Below are 18,289 nucleotides of genomic sequence, written 5' to 3' on the forward strand. Positions count from 1 at the left end.
GGCAGCGGTTGAGGGCATTTTGCCCGTATGCAATTGGGAAGGCAAACAGGCTTGAGGCCCTGGCTCAAGTTCAGATTGCCCACAGAAACGCTTTCCACCTTTGCGGAGGCCAAGCCCCAATTCAATGCAATCGCTGATCCGCTATTTTGCCAACGTACCTGATGTACACCGGGTGCTGTTGCTGACTGTATCCATCGCCTTCTTCTGGTGGTTAGAACATGCCAAATCGCTCGTAGCGACTGGCCGTTCCTGGCACCATGCCCTGACCAATGCTACGTTTGTTTTCACCGGGGCTATCGTCCAACTTTTCTTTTGCTATGCGCTGCTAAATACGCTTAACCGGACAGCCCATCACCATAGGGGCCTGGTACGTCTCCTACCGGTAGACCAACACCCTGTGTTAGATTTCGCGCTGTCGTTTCTGCTGCTTGATCTGCTGGAATACACTTACCACGTATTCATGCACCGGTACGGCTACCTATGGCGGTTTCACGCCGTTCACCACGCCGACCCGGCAATGGACGTATCGACGGTCCTGCGGGAACACCCCGGTGAAACGGCCATCCGGCTTGCCTTCCTGACGGTTTGGGTGTTCATCAGTGGCATTACGTTTTGGGCACTTATGGCTCGGCAGTTCATTCAGATCGTCTCGAACGTGGCGGCTCATGCACACCTCCGCTTGCCCGAACAGCTCGACCGAGTACTAAGCTGGGTGCTGGTGACGCCCAACATGCATCACGTGCATCATCACGAAAAGCAGCCCTACACCGATAGCAACTATGGCGATGTACTGAGCATCTGGGACCGATTGTTCAGCACCTTCCGCCGGATGCGGGCCGAACAGATTGTGTTTGGGCTGGATACCGTCAACGAGCCAGTGGAGGGCGTATCGTTCGGTCACCTGCTCATGCAGCCCTTTCAAGGACGACCTACGCCAAAGTCACCCGACAGTATTCCCTTTTCGCAGCCTGCTTCGGCACATTCGATGGCCGGTATAACCAACATTGACGCATGAAAAACATCCTTTGGTGCTGCCTGATAAGCTGGATTTTCTGGCCGGGTTTTACCTGGGCGCAGACAACTGCACCCAGCGCGGTCACCCTAATCGTACGCATCACTGAAACAGGAACGGGCAAGCCGGTCTCCTTTGTCAGCGGCTATCTGAAACGCGGACGCAACGGCAATACCGCCGACGAAAACGGGCTACTACCCCTGTCTATCAAGCAACTACCCGACACGTTGCTGCTTTCTGAAGTAGGGTATGAACCGGTTACGGTACCAATTGCTGCCCAACCTACTAAACCCCTACTTATCAACATGCGAACAGTAACGGGTCAGTTAGACGAGGTGGTGGTGACGGGCTATCGCGATCCGGGCAAGGCTCTGATGAAGAAGGTTATAGCTAACAAGCGAACCAACGACCCACAACGGCTGACCCGCTGGACGCGTACCAATTACCTTCGCACGGAGGTGGACATAGAGAACCTCTCGGCCAACCAGAAACGTAAGCTGCTCACTACCATGTTAAAGGTGTATCAGCAGTTTCAAAACGATTCGTCAGCACGTACCTCGCTTCCTATCTTTTTCCGCGAACATTACCGGAAAGAATACCACATCCGCTCCCCACAAAGTGACGCGGCTTACTTGGTTTCTGAGCAAAATCTGGGGCTGCAAACGGATGAAATAGGACAACGACTTGACCGATTCAATGAACCGGTTAATCCATACGACGGTATTATCCCGATCCAGAAAACGTCCTTTGTTGGCCCCGTGTCGGATATCGGTCTTGCTGTATATCAGTTTGACAAACCCGATACGCTGATTGATGCCGGGAAATACAGCTACCGATTAACCTTTCGGCCCCGTAGTGCCACCGAGAACGGATTCGTAGGCAGTATGCTGATTGAGGATGGGTCTTACGCCATCCGGGAGGTGAACATTCGCACCAATGCTGGGGCGAACCTCAATTTTATCCGTTCCCTTTCTATTCAACAGACGTACCTGCCCATTGACGATTCAGAGCGCGGAACCGTCTGGGTGTTGACTAAAAACGCGCTTCGCTACGGGTTTGAAAACGGGCTTGGGCTATTGGGATTGCCTACCCGCATTGACTCGACGAGCCGCACAGTCACTATCCAGAGCACAAGCGTGTATGGCAATTACCGGGTCAATCCAGAAGGCGTTACGGCCACCAACTTCGCCCTCGCCGAACAAACCACGCCCTCAGCCGCGACATTTACGGATGCCTACCGGCTCAGTCCGCTGACCATCCGGGAGCGGGCTATCTATCAGGCGGTTGATTCGCTTAAGAACAACCGGCAGTTTCGCAATACAACCCGGATGGCGGCTTTTATAACCACCGGTTACTGGGATGTTCGTAACAAGATTCGGTTCGGTCCATACAGTTCCCTGTTTAGCTCCAACCTAACCGAAGGGTTACGCATTCGGACGGGCATCTGGACAATGGAGGGTTTCGACCCGCGTTGGTGCTTGTGGGGGTACGTAGCCTATGGCACCCGCGACCGTCGGTTCAAAGAAACGGTTGGTATCAAGTACGTACCCAATCGAAGCCCTTACCAGAAGTATGAACTGACGCTAAAGAATGACTACGATGCACTGACGGCTAATGACGACATGCTGGACAACGACAACCTGTTCACGCTGGCCCTCCGCAAACCGATCCCGGTATACCAGAATTTCTTGCGTCAGGTACGCTTTGCGCACGAACGGGACCTTAGTCCGCTGTGGTCGGTGAAGACGTACTACAGCTATGGGTCGATGACCCCTACGTTTAAGTTCAGTTACGCGCCATCTGACGAGACCGTCAATGTGGCCGGCTCATCGGTGTCGTTGCTGAATACGCTCTATAATTCAGAAGCGGGGGTTACGTTTCGGTATGCCCGTAACGAGCGAACCGCCCTTGTGAACTATGATAAGTTGCGGCTGTACACCCGTTTCCCGGTCTGGCAGTTTCACGCAGCGGCAGGCCTGCCCCTTTACCGAAACACTTATTTCGATTACTGGAGACTAAGCACCAGCCTGACTCAAGAGATGCCCGCCCCGCTCAAAGGTTCGTTTTATTATAACCTGACGGGTGGCGTTGTTCTGGGCACGGTTCCGCTACTGCTGCTACATATCCCGCGCGGCAATCCAAACTACGTGGCCGATAAGTACGCCTTTTACGGCATGAGTCCCTACGAATTTGCCGCCGACCGCTACGTGAGCCTGCTTACGCGCTATTCGCTGGGCGGGTTGATCCTGGACCGGATACCGCTACTCAACAAACTCAGCCTTCGGGAGCGGGTAACGGCTAACCTGTTCTGGGGCAGCCTAAGCGGGGCCAACCGCGATTTCAACAAGATCAACACCTTCCGCACTACCGGCTCCGAACCCTACGCGGAAGCGGGCGTAGGCATTGAGAACATCCTAAACCTCTTCTCCATTGATGCCATTTGGCGGCTTAATTACCTCGACGGTGCAGACGCGGCCCGTAGTACCCGATTTGGCATTTATACCGGCCTCAAACTTCAGTTCTGACTTGGGTACGATTTGTATGTACAAGCTGAGTTGAGGCAATGAGCCGATCCGATTAGTGTCCAGTATAGGTAAACGGTCGAGTCGATTTTCAGCAAAAAACAGGTGCGCCCAGGCAACGAATGCGGATCGATTACTCGTAAAGGTTTGGGAAGGATTTCCTTTCGCAAACTCAGCACAACTTATGAAATACGCACTTCTTTTGTTTGCCATACTCTTGTTGTCTGCTTGTGCCAAGAAACAAGATGTATTGCCTGATCCAGCCGCTACGGTTGCCGGTACGTACCCACTTACCTATGTCCGAAGCGATTCGGCAGGGGTCAAACTGTACGAGTACAACCTGCCCTACACGGCTGGCACGAACACGCTGTCGGGCACAATAGTTGCCCGGCGCGATTCAGCCGCCGTGATTTTCCTGACGCAAACAATCAAAGCAACGGGCTATAGTGATCAGACTTCAGTTATCGGATCAGTACGCTTGCAGGCCAATGGCAGTGGCTACGATATGTATTTGAGCAGCCAGAAGATCGGTACAGCCAATGGCACCACACTCAGTATTGATGAACAGCAAACCGACCCGGCAACCGGCACGGTATACCACGACTGGATCACTGGCCGCAAAGCGCAGTGAGCTTACCCGGCTCTGAAAAAATGAAGAAAATTTGACGCAGCAGGCAGCGGTATCAGGCAGAAAAGGCGTATTCCGCTTAAACGCTATCTGTATGTCACAAGTAACCAAGACCGACGCGCTGAGCCGTCATGATTTTCTTCGCCAATTAGGCTTTCAGGGGGCAGCCCTGATGGCTGCTTACTGCGCCGGGCAGTCGCTCACCTCGTGTAGTGCGGGTGCCAACGTAACCCCCACACCGCTAAACAGTCCGGTAACGGTTGATCTCACCAGTGCGGCTAATGCCGCCCTTAAGAACGTCGGTGGGTACGTCGTTACCAACAACATTGTGGTAGCTAACACAACGCAGGGGTACGTTGCGGCTACGGTCGTGTGCAGCCATGAGGGTCAGCGGCAGGTTCAACTCCGAAACAATGAGTTCTACTGCACAGCCCACGGTGCCCTCTTCGACCTGTCGGGCAAGGGTCTCAACGCTAACGGGAACCGTGGCCTAACGGTGTATAAAGTTGCCCAGTCTGATAACGTCCTGACTATTTCTTGATGCAGGGCATCTCTTGGCCACAGCCCAGAGATGCCCTGTACGCTTTCCTCCATCCATCTGATTTATGCGCGTCTTTTTCACATTACTCCTGATCGGGTGTTTTGCACTGACCCGAAGCGATGCTCAAAAGGTATCATCAGCGACTCCAGCCGACACAACTGCGCCAGTCACGGCAACGACCGATCTGCTTGCTGAGTTGGTCGATAGCACCGAACAGCCATTGCTACCGCACAAAATGATTTTTACGCAACGGGTGTTCTGGGGGCCAAAAGGATTGCTACGCGTTGCCGATTTGGCTCCGCTCACGGCGGAAGGCAGGGCCAAAGAGCTAAAAATCCGGCGTACTATGCTGGTGGGTCATCAGGTAATGGGGTTTGTTACGTTGGCTGGTTTTGTGGCACAGGGCATCGTTGGAGCCAAGCTGTACAATGCCACCGGCGATCAGTACAACCGGTTACTCAATGTACATAGTGCGTTGGCGACGGGCGTAAACGTTACATACACGACCACCGCCCTTCTGTCTCTGACCGCTCCCCCAAAAATGCTGGATGAACGGCGGGGATTAAGCTCTATCAAACTGCACAAGTATCTGGCGGTGGCGCATATTGCCGGAATGATAGCGACGAACGTGTTGGCCGGTTCGCTTCAACAGCATCCCGAACTGAAGCCCTATCATCGGGCAGCAGCCTACACGACATTCGGGGCTTTCGCGCTGTCAATCATCGCCATTAAAATATGACGCTCACACATGAATCGCTCAAGTTTTGCTCCCTTGCTTGCTGCCGGAATCGGGTTTCTGCTGGCCTTTACTGCACCAACAACACCGCGCAAACTCATTGCCGACAAAGCCAAATCCGTTATGACCTACACGATGCGCCACCCCATGCATACCTGGGATGGCGTAAGCCACGATGTGCAAAGTGTGCTGGTTTACAACGACTTGATAGATCGCATCGAGGCCGTGGCCGTGGCAGCAAAGATTGCCTCCTTCGATAGCCAAAATGCGAACCGGGATTCGCACACCATTGAAGTTATAGAGGGCCTCAAATACCCCCGTGTTACATTTACCAGTACGCGCATTGATCAGGCGGGTGATAAGCTCAACATCCGGGGTAATCTTTCCTTTCACGGCGTAACTAAGCCAGTCATCATAGACGGCATCCGGGCCGACAAAGGCGATTGGTTGGTGGCAACCGGCGAGTTTCCAGTTAAGATGAGTGAGTATAATGTAGAAAGACCGTCGCTGATGATGGTGCCGACGGAAGAGTCATTCATACTTAAATTCTCGCTAGTTTACAGTAAGGCAGCCGTGCAAAATCAATAAAAAAGCACGAATAATACTACTGGTAGTCAAGGCATTAAGCTGACAAACTTTAGTGTGGTATTAGATCATTCTAAATTAGACAAATAGCCTGTAATTCCGAAACTTTGTCTTTTAAGAATCGTTAGTCCTGTAACATAGTAGAGAATCATGAAATCAATTGTTGCATTTGTGTTGGCGTGCTGGATGCTGGGAGGCAGTTTACTCCCCGGCTTTGGCATTGACCAGTCGGCCCACTGGGGCGACTTAGTGCAACACTATCAGCAACACCGGAAAACCGATTCTACCCTATCGTTCACTGATTTTCTGAAGATGTATTACGGGGCCGATTCTGAACACCAGAAACACCCCAACCACAGTCACCACAACCTACCGTCGAGCGGTCATTCGGTGCCTGTTTACGCGCCAACCACGCTACGGCTGGCTGCCCCCAATCCGATGCAGGTTTTGATGCCTTCTACTGCGGTATTCTTCCGTAAGGCCGACTTGTACTCGTTCCTCGCGGTCTTCGCGTTGATTAATCCCCCCCGACGGTAACTCCCTGCCGCCCCTGGCCTTAGTGTGTCCTCACGATTTCGACGTGAGTGTGTGTACGCATAGGCCCAACACTCAATCTGTATGCTGGTTTGCCACTAAGACAGCGATTTAGCTGAGGCTTTATCCTGCGCTTTGTTCCGTCGTGCTACGTTCGTTGGCATCGGTTGAGCTATACCAGTTCTTACCGTTACGGCTTTCGCCTTGATAGCGGAACGTACCTGTGTAGGCTATTGAGCCTACCCCCTGCTGTACAACCAATTCAATCTTACCATTATGACAATCAATGGAGCACACTGGCACCTGCTGGTGAATCATTTACCTATTATCGGTGGCCTAATGGCTACCCTCGTGCTGGGCTACGGGCTGTTTCGACGCAATGAAACGGTGATCAAGCTCGGATTTGGCCTCTTCGTCATGATGAGCATCGCCACGGCCATTACCAATCAAACAGGTGAAAGTGCCGAGCATTACCTGGAGTCCATTAATGCGCTCGACAAACAGCGTTTGCACGCTCACGAACAAGCCGCCGACTGGGCCAACATCGGTATGTATCTGACGGGCGGACTGTCTCTCCTGGCTTTGATCTGGAAACGGGCTAACCAACTGGCTTGGTTACCAGCCCTCATTTTCCTGTCATCCCTCGTCACCTTCGGCCTGATGGCTAATGTAGGCCGTTTGGGCGGGCTGATTATGCACCAAGAGCTACGTACTGAACAGTCCGTCGCCCCGGCTACACGGTAGCCCCATCCTTGCGAGTACCGAGTACCTTTTTATAAACAGTTAAAGTTCAGTTTCATTTTTCAACACTCAGTTTTATGAAAATTCAGTCAAGCGTCGAGACGCGTAACACACTGAAAATGTATGTCGCCGGTGGCCTGTGTGCCCTGGCTCTAATGGCCCAGCCTGTGCTGGCGCAGAACCGCCGGGCGGCTGATACCAATCAACCCCGCGCCGGAGCCACAACCGAACCAGGTGCACCGTCTGGCTCACAGTTGGGCAATTACCGTAACGAGCGGGCCGATGCCTGGATTCCGCTGGAGCAGGAGAAGCGGCAGGCTATCCACGCCGATTTGCAGGCAACGGTAGTGGAACTACTGGAGCTTTTCCACGATGCCAAGCAGTCGCATTGGAACCTGCGCGGGCCGCTCTACTTCCCCCTGCACGAGAATTTGCAGGAGTACGCCGACACGTACCGCAAGTTTGCCGACCTACTGGCTGAACGGCAGTTGCAGATCGGTATCCCAACCGATGGCCGCACGAGTACCATCGTTGAAACGGCCAACTTGCCCAAGTTTCCGGGCGGTTTCCTGTCGGACCGGCAGGTACTCGACATCATGACCGAGCGCATTTTCACCATTGCCAAACGGGTACGTTCACGCGTGGAAAGCACGGCTAAAAACGGCGATGAAGTCACGTCGAACAAGTTCCAGGACCTGAGCTACGAGTTGGACAAGCAGGTCTGGCAGTTCCGCGTACACATGCAGTAATTGACCTTCGGTGCAGTTGGTATTACGCCAACTGCGCCGAACACTATTTAGCCTATTATACCTGATGCTAAACGCCATTATCAATTTTTCTATCCGCAATAAGCTAATTATTGGCTTGTTCACGCTGGCCCTGATCGGTTGGGGCGTTTGGTCGGTAACGCAGTTACCGATTGACGCGGTGCCGGACATCACCAATAATCAGGTGCAGGTCATCACCCAAAGCCCCTCGCTGGCTGCCGAAGACATTGAGCGGTTGGTCACGTTTCCTATTGAGGTGGGGCTGTCAAACATTCCCGGCCTCACCGAAATCCGGTCTTTCTCACGCTTTGGTCTGTCCATCGTTACGGTCGTTTTTACCGATGCGACGGATGTATACTGGGCCAGGCAGCAAATCGCCGAACGGCTACAAAACGTGGCGGGTCAGATTCCGTCCGGCGTGGGTACGCCCACGATGGCCCCGGTGACGACGGGCTTGGGCGAAATCTTCCAATACACAGTCGTACCCAAAAAAGGCTATGAATCCAAGTATTCGCTCACGGATCTACGAACGATTCAGGATTGGACGATTCGACGGGGACTCCTGGGTACGCCCGGCGTGGCCGATGTCAGCGGGTTCGGGGGGTTACTGAAGCAATACGAAATCGCTGTTGACCCCGACCGGTTACGGAGCGTGGGGGTGACGATTACCGACATCTTCACGGCCCTACAACAAAACAATCAAAATACGGGAGGGGCCTACATCGACAAAAAACCTAACGCCTATTTCATCCGCTCAAACGGCTTAATCACGTCCACAAACGACATTGCTGATATCGTCGTCAAGCTAAACAACCAGGGGCTTCCCGTGCGGGTACGCGACGTGGCGCAGGTAGGTATCGGATCGGCGGTTCGTTACGGGGCCGTTACCCGGAACGGACAGGGTGAAACGGTCGGCGCGTTGGTAATGATGATTAAAGGCGAGAACTCGTCGGCGGTCATCAAGCGAGTCAAAGCCAAGATTGCCGAGATCCAGAAGACTCTGCCAGAAGGCGTGCAAATCATACCGTTTCTGGACCGCACCAAAATGGTTAACAGCGCCATCGGTACGGTTGAGCAAAATCTTCTGGAAGGGGCACTCATTGTCATTTTTGTACTGGTGCTGCTGCTGGGCGATTTCCGGGCGGGCTTTGTGGTGGCCTCGGTAATTCCGTTGGCCCTGCTATTCGCCATTTCAATGATGAACTTGTTCGGCGTATCGGGTAACCTGATGAGTCTGGGAGCTATCGACTTTGGGTTGATCGTGGACGGGGCCGTCATCATCGTAGAGGCCACCCTGCACCATATTACACTCCGAAATAAAGACAAGACGCTGACGCAGGACGAGATGGACGAAGAGGTCTTCCAGTCGGCCAGCCGCATCCGTTCGTCGGCGGCTTTCGGCGAGATTATCATTCTCATCGTGTATCTGCCCATTCTAGCATTGTCGGGCATTGAGGGCAAGATGTTTCGACCAATGGCCCTGACGGTAGCCTTTGCCATTCTGGGCGCGTTTATTCTCTCGCTGACCTACGTTCCGATGGTGTCGGCCCTGTTCCTAAGTAAAAAGATTGTCCACAAAGAGACGTTCTCCGACAAAATCATGAAGCGCATTCAACGGGTTTATGAACCCCTGTTGCTTGGCGCACTCAAACACCGGCTGGTTATATTAGTAAGCGCTGTAGCTCTGCTGGTAGTAGCCGTATTTCTATTTTCCCGTATGGGGGGTGAGTTCATTCCACAATTAGACGAGGGCGACTTTGCCGTTGATACCCGCACGTTGACGGGTAGTTCGCTGTCGGAAACGGTGGATGCAACGACTAAAGCCCAACAAATTTTGCTACGACAGTTTCCCGAAGTAGAGCAGGTCGTTGGTAAGATTGGCTCTGGCGAAATTCCTACTGATCCGATGCCGATTGAAGCCTCTGACCTGATGGTCATTCTCAAGCCGAGAGACCAATGGACATCGGCGACGACTCGCGATGAACTGGCCGGTAAGATGGCCCAAGCCCTGTCGGTTATTCCGGGGTGACGTTTGGTTTTCAGCAACCCGTTCAGATGCGCTTTAACGAATTGATGACCGGTGCCCGGCAGGACGTGGCCCTCAAAATATACGGCGATGACTTAACGCAGCTCCAGAAATTGGCCTCCGAGGTCGGTAACACCGTCAGAAGTATTCAGGGTGCTCAGGATTTGTACACCGAGCAGGTAGGTGGGCTATCACAGATCTTGATTAACCTCGACCGGGCGCAGATTGCCAAATACGGACTGAACATTGCCGACGTAAGTCGGGTCATCAATACAGCCTTTGCCGGGCAGTCTGCCGGACAGGTGTTTGAAGGCGAAAAACGCTACGACTTGGTTGTTCGATTAGCCGCCGACAAACGGCAGAGCGTTGATGACATTGGTAATGTGTACGTGGCTACGCCCACTGGTCAGCAGATTCCTTTAAGCCAGATTGCTCAGATTTCGGTTGAACAAGCCCCAAACCAGATTCAGCGCGATAATACACACCGTCGGATCACGCTGGGCTTCAACGTGCGGGGTCGCGACGTGGAAAGCATCGTGGCGGAGTTGCAGCAGAAGATTGGACAACGTCTCAAATTCCCACCGGGTTACTACATCACCTACGGTGGTACGTTCGAGAATTTGGTGGATGCCAAGAAGCGTCTGAGTATTGCTGTGCCCATTGCGTTGGCTCTGATCTTCGCCCTGTTGTTTTTCACCTTTGGCTCGGTACGTCAGAGTCTGCTTATTTTCATGGCCATACCAATGGCCGCCATCGGGGGCGTATTTGCCCTACTCCTGCGCGGAATGCCGTTCAGTATTTCAGCCGGGGTCGGGTTCATTGCGCTGTTCGGGGTGGCCGTTCTTAACGGAATCGTGCTGATTGCCGAATTTAACCGCCTGCGGCACGAAGAGGGCCTGACCGACATGACCGAGATCATTCGGCAAGGGGCTGAGGTCCGGCTGCGGCCCGTCGTGATGACAGCCCTGGTGGCTTCGTTCGGCTTCATCCCGATGGCCATTTCCAACTCAGCCGGAGCCGAAGTTCAGAAACCATTAGCTACGGTCGTCATTGGTGGTTTGCTGACGGCCACCCTGCTAACCCTGATCGTGCTTCCTATCCTGTATTCGCTGATGGAGAAAAAAGCATTGGCAAAAGAAGCACAGGCCGCTACGTCGACTTCCAAGCCTATCAGCACGGTCGTCTCCGTCATTTTATTCCTCCTGGTTGCCGGTAGTAGCTGGGCGCAGGTGGCCCCAATGCAATCCATAACATTGGATCAGGCCCTTCAGCAGGCTTCCAGCCGCAATGCACAGGTACAGATAGCCGGGTTGGGCGTCACCCAGCAGCAAGCACTCCGGCGAACGGCCTACGATGCCGGGCGGCTGTCGGCAGTAGCGATGCTGGGGCAGTATAACACCCGTCGGTTCGACAATAACCTGACGGTCACCCAAACAATACCTAACCCTACATTGATGCGCAGACTGGGCGATCTCAACGACCGGGCCGTTAGTGCGCGGGAAGCGGGGGTTGTCGTGACACGCAACGACGTGCAGTATCAGGTGAAATCAGCCTACTACGACCTGAATTATCTGTATCAGAAGAGCCGCTTGTTCCAACAGCAAGACACGGTATTGGCCGAGTTTGTTAAAGCCGCCAACCTGCGCTTTAAAGTGGGCGAAACGGGAAGTTTGGAGAAAGCTACTGCCGAAAGCCAGTTAGCGGATCAACGCGTTCGACTGGCACAGAACGAAGCCAACGTAACGGCCAGCCGCACCCGCTTACAAACTCTGCTATATAGCCCCCAACCTGTTGAAGCCGTCTCGCAGCCGCTACCCAAATTGACCCTAACGATGGCAACCGATAGTGCGTCGTTAGCGCGCAATCCGCTGTTGAGCCAGTTAGCGCAACAAATTCGAGTGGCCGAGCAAAATCGGCTGGTCGAGCAGGCGCGGCTCAAGCCGGATTTTATCGTCGGCTTGTTTAGTCAGACGCTAATCGGTAGTCAGCTTATCAACGGCAACGAACTCTACTTCGGTCCGGGCTACCGGTTTAACGGGGGGCAGGTGGGTGTTACGTTGCCTTTGCTGGGTAAAGCACAGAAAGCCCGTATCAACGCGGCCCGCGTGGGCGAACAGATCGCACAGACTGATTTGCAGAATCAGCGATTTGCGCTGGAGCAACAACTCCAGCAGGCTATTCGCCAATACGAGCAATATCGTGATGCGCTGACGTACTACGAAACCAACGGATTGCCGCAGGCCACGCTGATTCAAACCAATGCCCGGCGGGCATTCAGCAGTGGCGACATCGGGTACGTTGAGTTTTCGCTGGCGATCCAACAGGCATTGACCATCCGGTCGAACTACTTGGATCTGCTCAATCAGTTCAATCAATCTATCCTTTACATCAATTACCTGCTGGGTAATCCATGACCATGTTCCTACACGTGATTAATAAGAAGCAACAACTTACCCGAGGTTTGTACCTGCTGATGAGTCTTTCAGGTGTCATGGGCTGGACATCGGGTTGTAATTCCGATAAGACCAACAGCCCTGCCGACCAGGCCAAATCGTCAGCAAGCGCGGATTCAAGCGGATCGAAACGGGACTCATCAACTGGCCCGGTGCGGGTATCCCTGACCCAGGCGCAGTATGACGTAGCGGCCATTAAGATGGGCCAACCTACGCCCCGGACACTCAGCACCACGCTCAAAGTCAACGGCGTAGTGGACGTACCGGCGCAAAACATGGTGTCTGTATCGGTACCCTTTGGTGGGTACATTCGGCAGATTCGCTTAGAGCCAGGGATGCGGGTACGCAAAGGTCAAACGCTGGTCGTTCTCGAAAACCCCGACTACATTCAGCTCCAGCAGGACTACTTAGACACCAAAGCCAAGCTCGAGTACGCTGATCTCGAATTTGCCCGCCAACAGGAGTTGAGCCGCGACAACGTCAACGCGCTAAAGGTATTCCAGCAAACCCGCTCGAACCGGCAAAGCCTACAGGCACAACTGGCTGGTACGGCGCAACGGCTGGCGATCCTACGCATCAACCCGGCCAAACTAACGCCGGGGCAACTGACGCGAACTATCAGCATTCCCTCACCGGTGTCGGGCTTCATTACCAACGTACCCGTCAACAACGGGCGGTTCGTGAACCCGGCTGACGTGTTGGCCGACATCACGGATGTTAGCCGCCTATATGTCCGGTTAAGCATTTTCGAGAAAGACATCAGCCGCATTCGCACGGGGCAAACGATTCGCTTCGGGATGGGTGGCGACGCAACGCTGACCCATCGGGGCCAGATCTTTCTGATTGGCAAGTCCATTGCCGCTGACCGGACCATCCCGGTTCTGGCGCACCCCGATGGGTACGCCGATGATTTCATTCCGGGTGGGTACGTATCGGCGCAGGTTGACGCGAAGACGCAACCTTTACCTGCTCTCCCGGAGTCAGCAGTGGTCAACTACGGGGGGCAGTCGTTGATTTACGTACTGGAGGGAAAGCGGGGAAGCCCGGCCACCTATCAGTTTCGGCAAGTACTGATAAAAACGGGAGTCCGCGAGAACGGCTATGTGGCTGTTACGCTCCCCTCCGATGTGAACCCGCAGCAGACACCTATCGTGATGAATGGGGCATACAGTTTGCTCTCAAAGTTGAATAACAGTGAGGAGGAATAAGGTCAATTTTAACCAGTTACAATGCAGACAGTATTAGCTCCTTTTTCAAGTCTAAGGAACAAGCCATTCGCCCGGCTATACACCGCTGAGACGATTAGTCTACTGGGCGATGCATTTACGTGGGTCGGTATCGCCTTGTTAGCCTATGATTTAGCCAAACAACAGGCGGCTTCTATACTGGCAATAGCGTTAACGTTGCGGGTATCAGCATTTATCGTGTTTGCCCCGCTGGCAGGCGTGTGGGCAGATCGCTATCCCCGCCGGACCATTCTCATTGTTACTCACCTGGGCCGAATGATCGTCGTTAGCTTATTTCCGTTCGTTACGGAGACGTGGCAGGTGTATGGCTTGATTATCGGGCTGAACATTTTCAACGCATTCTTCACTCCAGCCTATAAAGCGACCATTCCTCAGTTCGTAACCGGCGGAACTGATTCTAAGCAGGCTATTGCTTTGTCAAATGCAACGTATCAATTGTTGGGCGTTTTGGGGCCAGGTTTGGCCGGGGCGCTGGCAGGACTACTTGGGGTTCAACAAATTTTCTGGTTGGATGCCATTTCATTTTTGCTGGCGGGCATCTTAATCGCTACCCTACCCCGGTCGGCTTGGACCCGGTTACCGCTACCGACAGCGTCTGCCGAGACAACAACCTGGCAGGGTATTCGCAACGGTACGCAGTGGCTTTTCAGGCAACCGGCCATACGGTTCTCGCTGCTGATGGAATTCATAGCTGCGCTGGCGGGTGCCCAGATTTTGGTTAATACGGTGGGGTTGGTAAAAGGGATTATGGGGCAGGACGATCAACACTATGGATGGGTTATGTCTGGCTTCGGCGTTGGAGCGACCCTTGCCGCCTTTGGCGTTTCGCGGCTAACGCAACGGTTTCGCTTGCCAACGATTGCTCTGTTTGGTGCGCTCATAGCATCTCTGGCTATTTTACCCGCTCAGGAAGTATCATTAATAGGTTTACTAATCCTTTGGGCAATAGCTGGTATGGGGCAGAGTTTGGCCGAGATGCCCAACCAATTTCTCATTGCCGAGCGGATACCACCTGTTGAACAGGGCCGCGTGTATGGTGCCCATTTTGCCTGGTCACACACCTGGTGGGCCATTGGCTACCCGCTGGCAGGCTGGTTAGGCAGCCGCTTTACCCCACAAACATTCTGGATCGGGGGACTCATCGCGATGACCTGTTGGTTAGCCGCAACAGTAGCACTCAAACGCACTACATGACTTACTCGTTTATTACATTCTCTTTCTACTAAGATGGCTGACGTTGGGTATTTACACCGGGAGGAGCACCTCCGTAGTTCAGATTTTATTTCTGACATTGTCATTGGTATGTCAGATGGATTAACGGTACCATTTGCGCTGGCAGCAGGCCTGAGCGGAGCCGTTGCCAGTTCGTCGCTCGTCGTAACGGCTGGTATTGCTGAGGTTGTGGCGGGGTCTATTGCCATGGGACTTGGCGGTTATTTAGCGGGCCGCACCGAGGCTGATCACTACGATTCCGAACGTCGGCGTGAGGCTGCCGAGGTTGAAGCCGTGCCGGAGCGCGAGAAAGAAGAAGTTCGTGAAGTGTTTGCCGACATGGGTCTGAGTCCAGCGTTGCAAACCGCCATTGCCGACGAACTGGCCAAAGACAAGACGAAATGGGTAGACTTTATGATGAAGTACGAATTGGGGCTTGACGAACCGGACCCAAACCGCGCGACAAAGAGTGCATTGACGATTGGCTTGGCCTACGTAGTGGGTGGGTTAGTGCCGTTGACGCCTTATTTTTTGGTCGATAACCCGCATAAGGCTCTCCTCTATTCCAGCGGAATCACCCTCATTTGTTTGTTTATCTTCGGTTATTTCAAAGCGAAAGTGACCGGGCAACCGCCCGTTAGTGGAGCTATTAAGGTTATGCTGATTGGTGCAGCAGCGGCTGCGGCAGCCTTCGGTGTGGCCCGGCTATTCGGCGGGTAATCTTCACCAAGTGATCCACGAATGGGTCACCATGATTACCGTAATAGCCATTATCCCAAGGAGCGAAGTCAGAAACAGGTACTCAGCCACGTCTTCCAGCCAGCGTTCGCGAGTAGCTACTTTGGTGCGAATGGATAGAAATGAGCAAATAGACGACGTGGCTAACAGGAACGCGATGATGTAGGTAAACTCATCCAGCAGGGTTTTTTCTTCACCATCCTTTATCCGCAGTGAGGTCGCTACAAACAAACAGAACCCGAGCAGATTAGCCGACGTACCTAAAATATGTTGAGACGTTTTGTTTGCCAAGTTCTGAGAACAGATTTACTACAGGTTTGAAACGCAATTTGTCTGAAAGCTGCGCTACAAACGCATCTGGGAAGGTAGCGGAGAACAAGTCTGTAAGCGGACACGGTGAATCAATTACTCGATGATATGGAAATCAATCAGGTCGTATGTGCATTAACGGGACAATCAATTTCTGTAAAAGACGCGACTCAAGTATCGACGTTAGACCAGGAGTTTCAAGAGTACATTCGGCAGCAACACGGGCAACTGGCGGATAGTGACTACATCTGCTCTCAGGAAGTAGCTTCTCTTCAGACTGCCTATCTCCAGGCATTACTGACGGACGACTTAGATCAACTAAGCGACTTGGAGAAGGATATTGATCTGACCATAGCGGCTAACCCATTATTGAATACAGACATTGAGGAGGATGCTATCCCGGAGCTTACTACAGGTGAGCGAGTCGCGGACAAGGTAGCGTCGTTCGGTGGAAGCTGGCCATTCATCATTATATTTTTCAGCTTCCTGATTATCTGGATGAGCATCAACGCGTTTGCACTGCATGAGCGCGGTTTCGACCCCTATCCGTTTATTCTGTTAAATCTGATTTTATCCTGTTTGGCCGCCATTCAGGCACCAATCATTATGATGAGTCAGAACCGGCAAGCGCACAAAGACCGGCAACAAAGCGAGCACGATTATAAAATTAATATGAAAGCCGAATTAGAGATTAAGCTGTTACACAAGAAGATCGACCATGTGCTAACGTACCAGAACCGGCGTTTGCTTGAGTTACAGCGGGTCCAAACGCAAATGCTGGAGAAGCTAATTAATTCAACGAATCCTACGGAAATGTCAGCCTGAGTTTTCATGAACTAGAGCGGTAGAACGGTCCTAATTATGCGGGTAAACGAGGAAATCATACTGTTTTTCACCGTCTTAAAATGGCTGGTACTTTCTACGTTAGTTGGCTGCATTGTTGGGCTGGCCGCTTCGGGATTTATCAAGTTTATTCACTACGTTATAGAGGCAGGTAATCGGTACGAGCACGTCTTTTATTTGTTACCGCTGAGTTTTTTTCTGGCTAATGTGCTGAGTCAATTTGTGTTAAAGCAGCATTTGGGCACGGACACATTGATTGCCGCGATAAACAAAAATTACGGTCGAGTTGAGGGAAGCCTCATTCCAACCAAGATCGTAAACGTCGTGCTCATTTTGGCAACGGGCGGCTCGGCGGGCAAAGAGAGTCCCTGCGCCCAGATTGGGGCGGGTATTGGCAGTCTGTTCGCCAACCTTTTCAGGGTAGACGATGTGGACCGCCGGAAGATGGTGCTTTGCGGCTTCTGCGCTGGCTTCTCCTGCGTTTTTGGCGCACCCATTGCTGGGGCCTTGTTTGGTATCGAGGTGTTGGCTGCTGGCGTAATCCTGTACGATGTGCTCTTGCCCGCGTTTGTAGCCTCCATTACGGCCTATCAGGTCTCCTCGGCTCTGGGAATTACATTCTTCTACTACCCGCTGCAATTCGTACCGGCCTTTGAGCAAGGCTTTTTCATTCGGCTGCTGCTGGGTGGTATCTTCTTCGGGCTGTGTGCCTATGCCTTCATTCGGACGGTACGAGCCAGTACCGCCTTTGCAACCGGCATCGCTATCTGGCGACCACTCAAAGGGTTAATCGGCGGTTCAATCCTGGTGGGGTTGACGCTGTCATTTGGCCGCGATTATCTGGGTTTGGGCCTAAACCTGATGGAAGCCTGCATTAAGGGAATGCCGGTGCTTGGGTACGCTTTTTTGCTGAAAGCCCTGTTTACCCTCATTACCTTGAGCATTAGTCGCAGTGGCAGCGTCATCACGCCCATTCTCTTTATCGGGGCTACGGCGGGCAGTTTCTTCGCTGAAGCTGTGGGGGCAGACCGGGCCACATTTGCCGCCATAGGGTTTGTGAGCGTACTGGCCGGGGCCACCAATACCCCAATTGCCACGAGCATCCTGGCGATTGAATTGTTCGGTGCTACAGTAGCTCCGTATGCGGCTGTTTCGTGCGTTATCAGCTTTTTGATGTCGGGCCACCAGAGCCTGTATACGGCGCAGGTGCTGGCCGTGCAAAAATCGCGCGGCTTGCCCAACCACGTCGGGCAGGAAATTGGTACGTTGCCCGATCAGCGTAACGCCGAAATAGGTAACCCACTTAAATCCATCTGGAAGTGGCTGCGACCCTATTTTAAGCGCAAGTGATACAGAATTGCTTCAGTATTGGGCAGTACGTTTGGTTAAATCCTA

At 53.0% G+C, this 18,289-nt stretch carries 15 protein-coding genes and 1 pseudogene; 15 read left to right on the top strand and 1 reads right to left on the bottom strand.

Annotation, left to right across the window (positions count from 1 at the left end; translation table 11 throughout):
* Positions 1-124: 124 nt before the first annotated feature.
* The 13 genes and pseudogenes from ACAW74_RS28150 to ACAW74_RS28210 all read left to right on the top strand — a co-directional run bounded on the left by ACAW74_RS28150 (position 125) and on the right by ACAW74_RS28210 (position 15,724).
* Complete coding sequence (locus ACAW74_RS28150; protein ID WP_370701568.1) at positions 125-1,015, top strand: sterol desaturase family protein; 891 nt, start codon at positions 125-127, stop codon at positions 1,013-1,015.
* Complete coding sequence (locus ACAW74_RS28155; RefSeq protein ID WP_370701569.1) at positions 1,012-3,537, top strand: DUF5686 family protein; 2,526 nt, start codon at positions 1,012-1,014, stop codon at positions 3,535-3,537. The genes ACAW74_RS28150 and ACAW74_RS28155 overlap by 4 nt, the downstream gene beginning before the upstream one ends.
* Positions 3,538-3,718: 181 nt before the next feature.
* Positions 3,719-4,165: a hypothetical protein gene (locus ACAW74_RS28160; protein WP_370701570.1), complete on the top strand. Its 447-nt coding sequence runs from the start codon at positions 3,719-3,721 to the stop codon at positions 4,163-4,165.
* Between the two features lie 91 nt (positions 4,166-4,256).
* On the top strand, positions 4,257-4,703 hold the full coding sequence (locus tag ACAW74_RS28165) for a Rieske (2Fe-2S) protein (protein WP_370701571.1): 447 nt from the start codon (positions 4,257-4,259) through the stop codon (positions 4,701-4,703).
* 64 nt (positions 4,704-4,767) lie between these two features.
* A complete protein-coding gene (locus ACAW74_RS28170) occupies positions 4,768-5,442 on the top strand; it encodes a hypothetical protein (RefSeq protein WP_370701572.1) in 675 nt (224 codons plus the stop codon).
* 9 nt (positions 5,443-5,451) lie between these two features.
* Complete coding sequence (locus tag ACAW74_RS28175) at positions 5,452-6,027, top strand: YceI family protein (RefSeq protein ID WP_129606169.1); 576 nt, start codon at positions 5,452-5,454, stop codon at positions 6,025-6,027.
* Between the two features lie 147 nt (positions 6,028-6,174).
* Complete coding sequence (locus tag ACAW74_RS28180; RefSeq protein WP_370701573.1) at positions 6,175-6,561, top strand: hypothetical protein; 387 nt, start codon at positions 6,175-6,177, stop codon at positions 6,559-6,561.
* Between the two features lie 273 nt (positions 6,562-6,834).
* Entirely contained in the window at positions 6,835-7,302 is a 468-nt protein-coding gene (locus ACAW74_RS28185; RefSeq protein WP_129606173.1) for a hypothetical protein, read from the top strand.
* Positions 7,303-7,376: 74 nt separating this feature from the next.
* A complete protein-coding gene (locus ACAW74_RS28190) occupies positions 7,377-8,048 on the top strand; it encodes a Dps family protein (protein WP_370701574.1) in 672 nt (223 codons plus the stop codon).
* A 64-nt stretch (positions 8,049-8,112) separates the two neighbouring features.
* Positions 8,113-12,506 (top strand): annotated as a pseudogene (locus tag ACAW74_RS28195) (CusA/CzcA family heavy metal efflux RND transporter).
* 77 nt (positions 12,507-12,583) lie between these two features.
* Complete coding sequence (locus ACAW74_RS28200) at positions 12,584-13,753, top strand: efflux RND transporter periplasmic adaptor subunit (RefSeq protein WP_370701592.1); 1,170 nt, start codon at positions 12,584-12,586, stop codon at positions 13,751-13,753.
* A gap of 21 nt (positions 13,754-13,774) precedes the next feature.
* The gene (locus ACAW74_RS28205) at positions 13,775-14,986 is read left to right on the top strand and encodes an MFS transporter (RefSeq protein ID WP_370701575.1); all 1,212 of its coding nucleotides are present in this window, start codon (positions 13,775-13,777) and stop codon (positions 14,984-14,986) included.
* A 33-nt stretch (positions 14,987-15,019) separates the two neighbouring features.
* Positions 15,020-15,724, top strand: a complete 705-nt coding sequence (locus tag ACAW74_RS28210; protein WP_129606182.1) for a VIT1/CCC1 transporter family protein — start codon at positions 15,020-15,022, stop codon at positions 15,722-15,724.
* 3 nt (positions 15,725-15,727) lie between these two features.
* On the opposite strand, the gene ACAW74_RS28215 is transcribed toward ACAW74_RS28210, so the two are convergent.
* Positions 15,728-16,033: a hypothetical protein gene (locus tag ACAW74_RS28215; RefSeq protein WP_129606184.1), complete on the bottom strand. Its 306-nt coding sequence runs from the start codon at positions 16,031-16,033 to the stop codon at positions 15,728-15,730.
* A 126-nt stretch (positions 16,034-16,159) separates the two neighbouring features.
* Here ACAW74_RS28215 and ACAW74_RS28220 point away from each other — a divergent pair, with 126 nt between their 5' ends.
* Both ACAW74_RS28220 and ACAW74_RS28225 read left to right on the top strand, forming a co-directional pair.
* Positions 16,160-16,876: a DUF1003 domain-containing protein gene (locus ACAW74_RS28220; protein WP_370701576.1), complete on the top strand. Its 717-nt coding sequence runs from the start codon at positions 16,160-16,162 to the stop codon at positions 16,874-16,876.
* A 36-nt stretch (positions 16,877-16,912) separates the two neighbouring features.
* Positions 16,913-18,244, top strand: a complete 1,332-nt coding sequence (locus ACAW74_RS28225; RefSeq protein WP_129606188.1) for a chloride channel protein — start codon at positions 16,913-16,915, stop codon at positions 18,242-18,244.
* The last annotated feature ends 45 nt before the right edge of the window (positions 18,245-18,289 follow it).

The sequence above is a fragment of the Fibrella musci genome, assembly GCF_041321105.1.
Classification (GTDB): domain Bacteria; phylum Bacteroidota; class Bacteroidia; order Cytophagales; family Spirosomataceae; genus Fibrella; species Fibrella musci.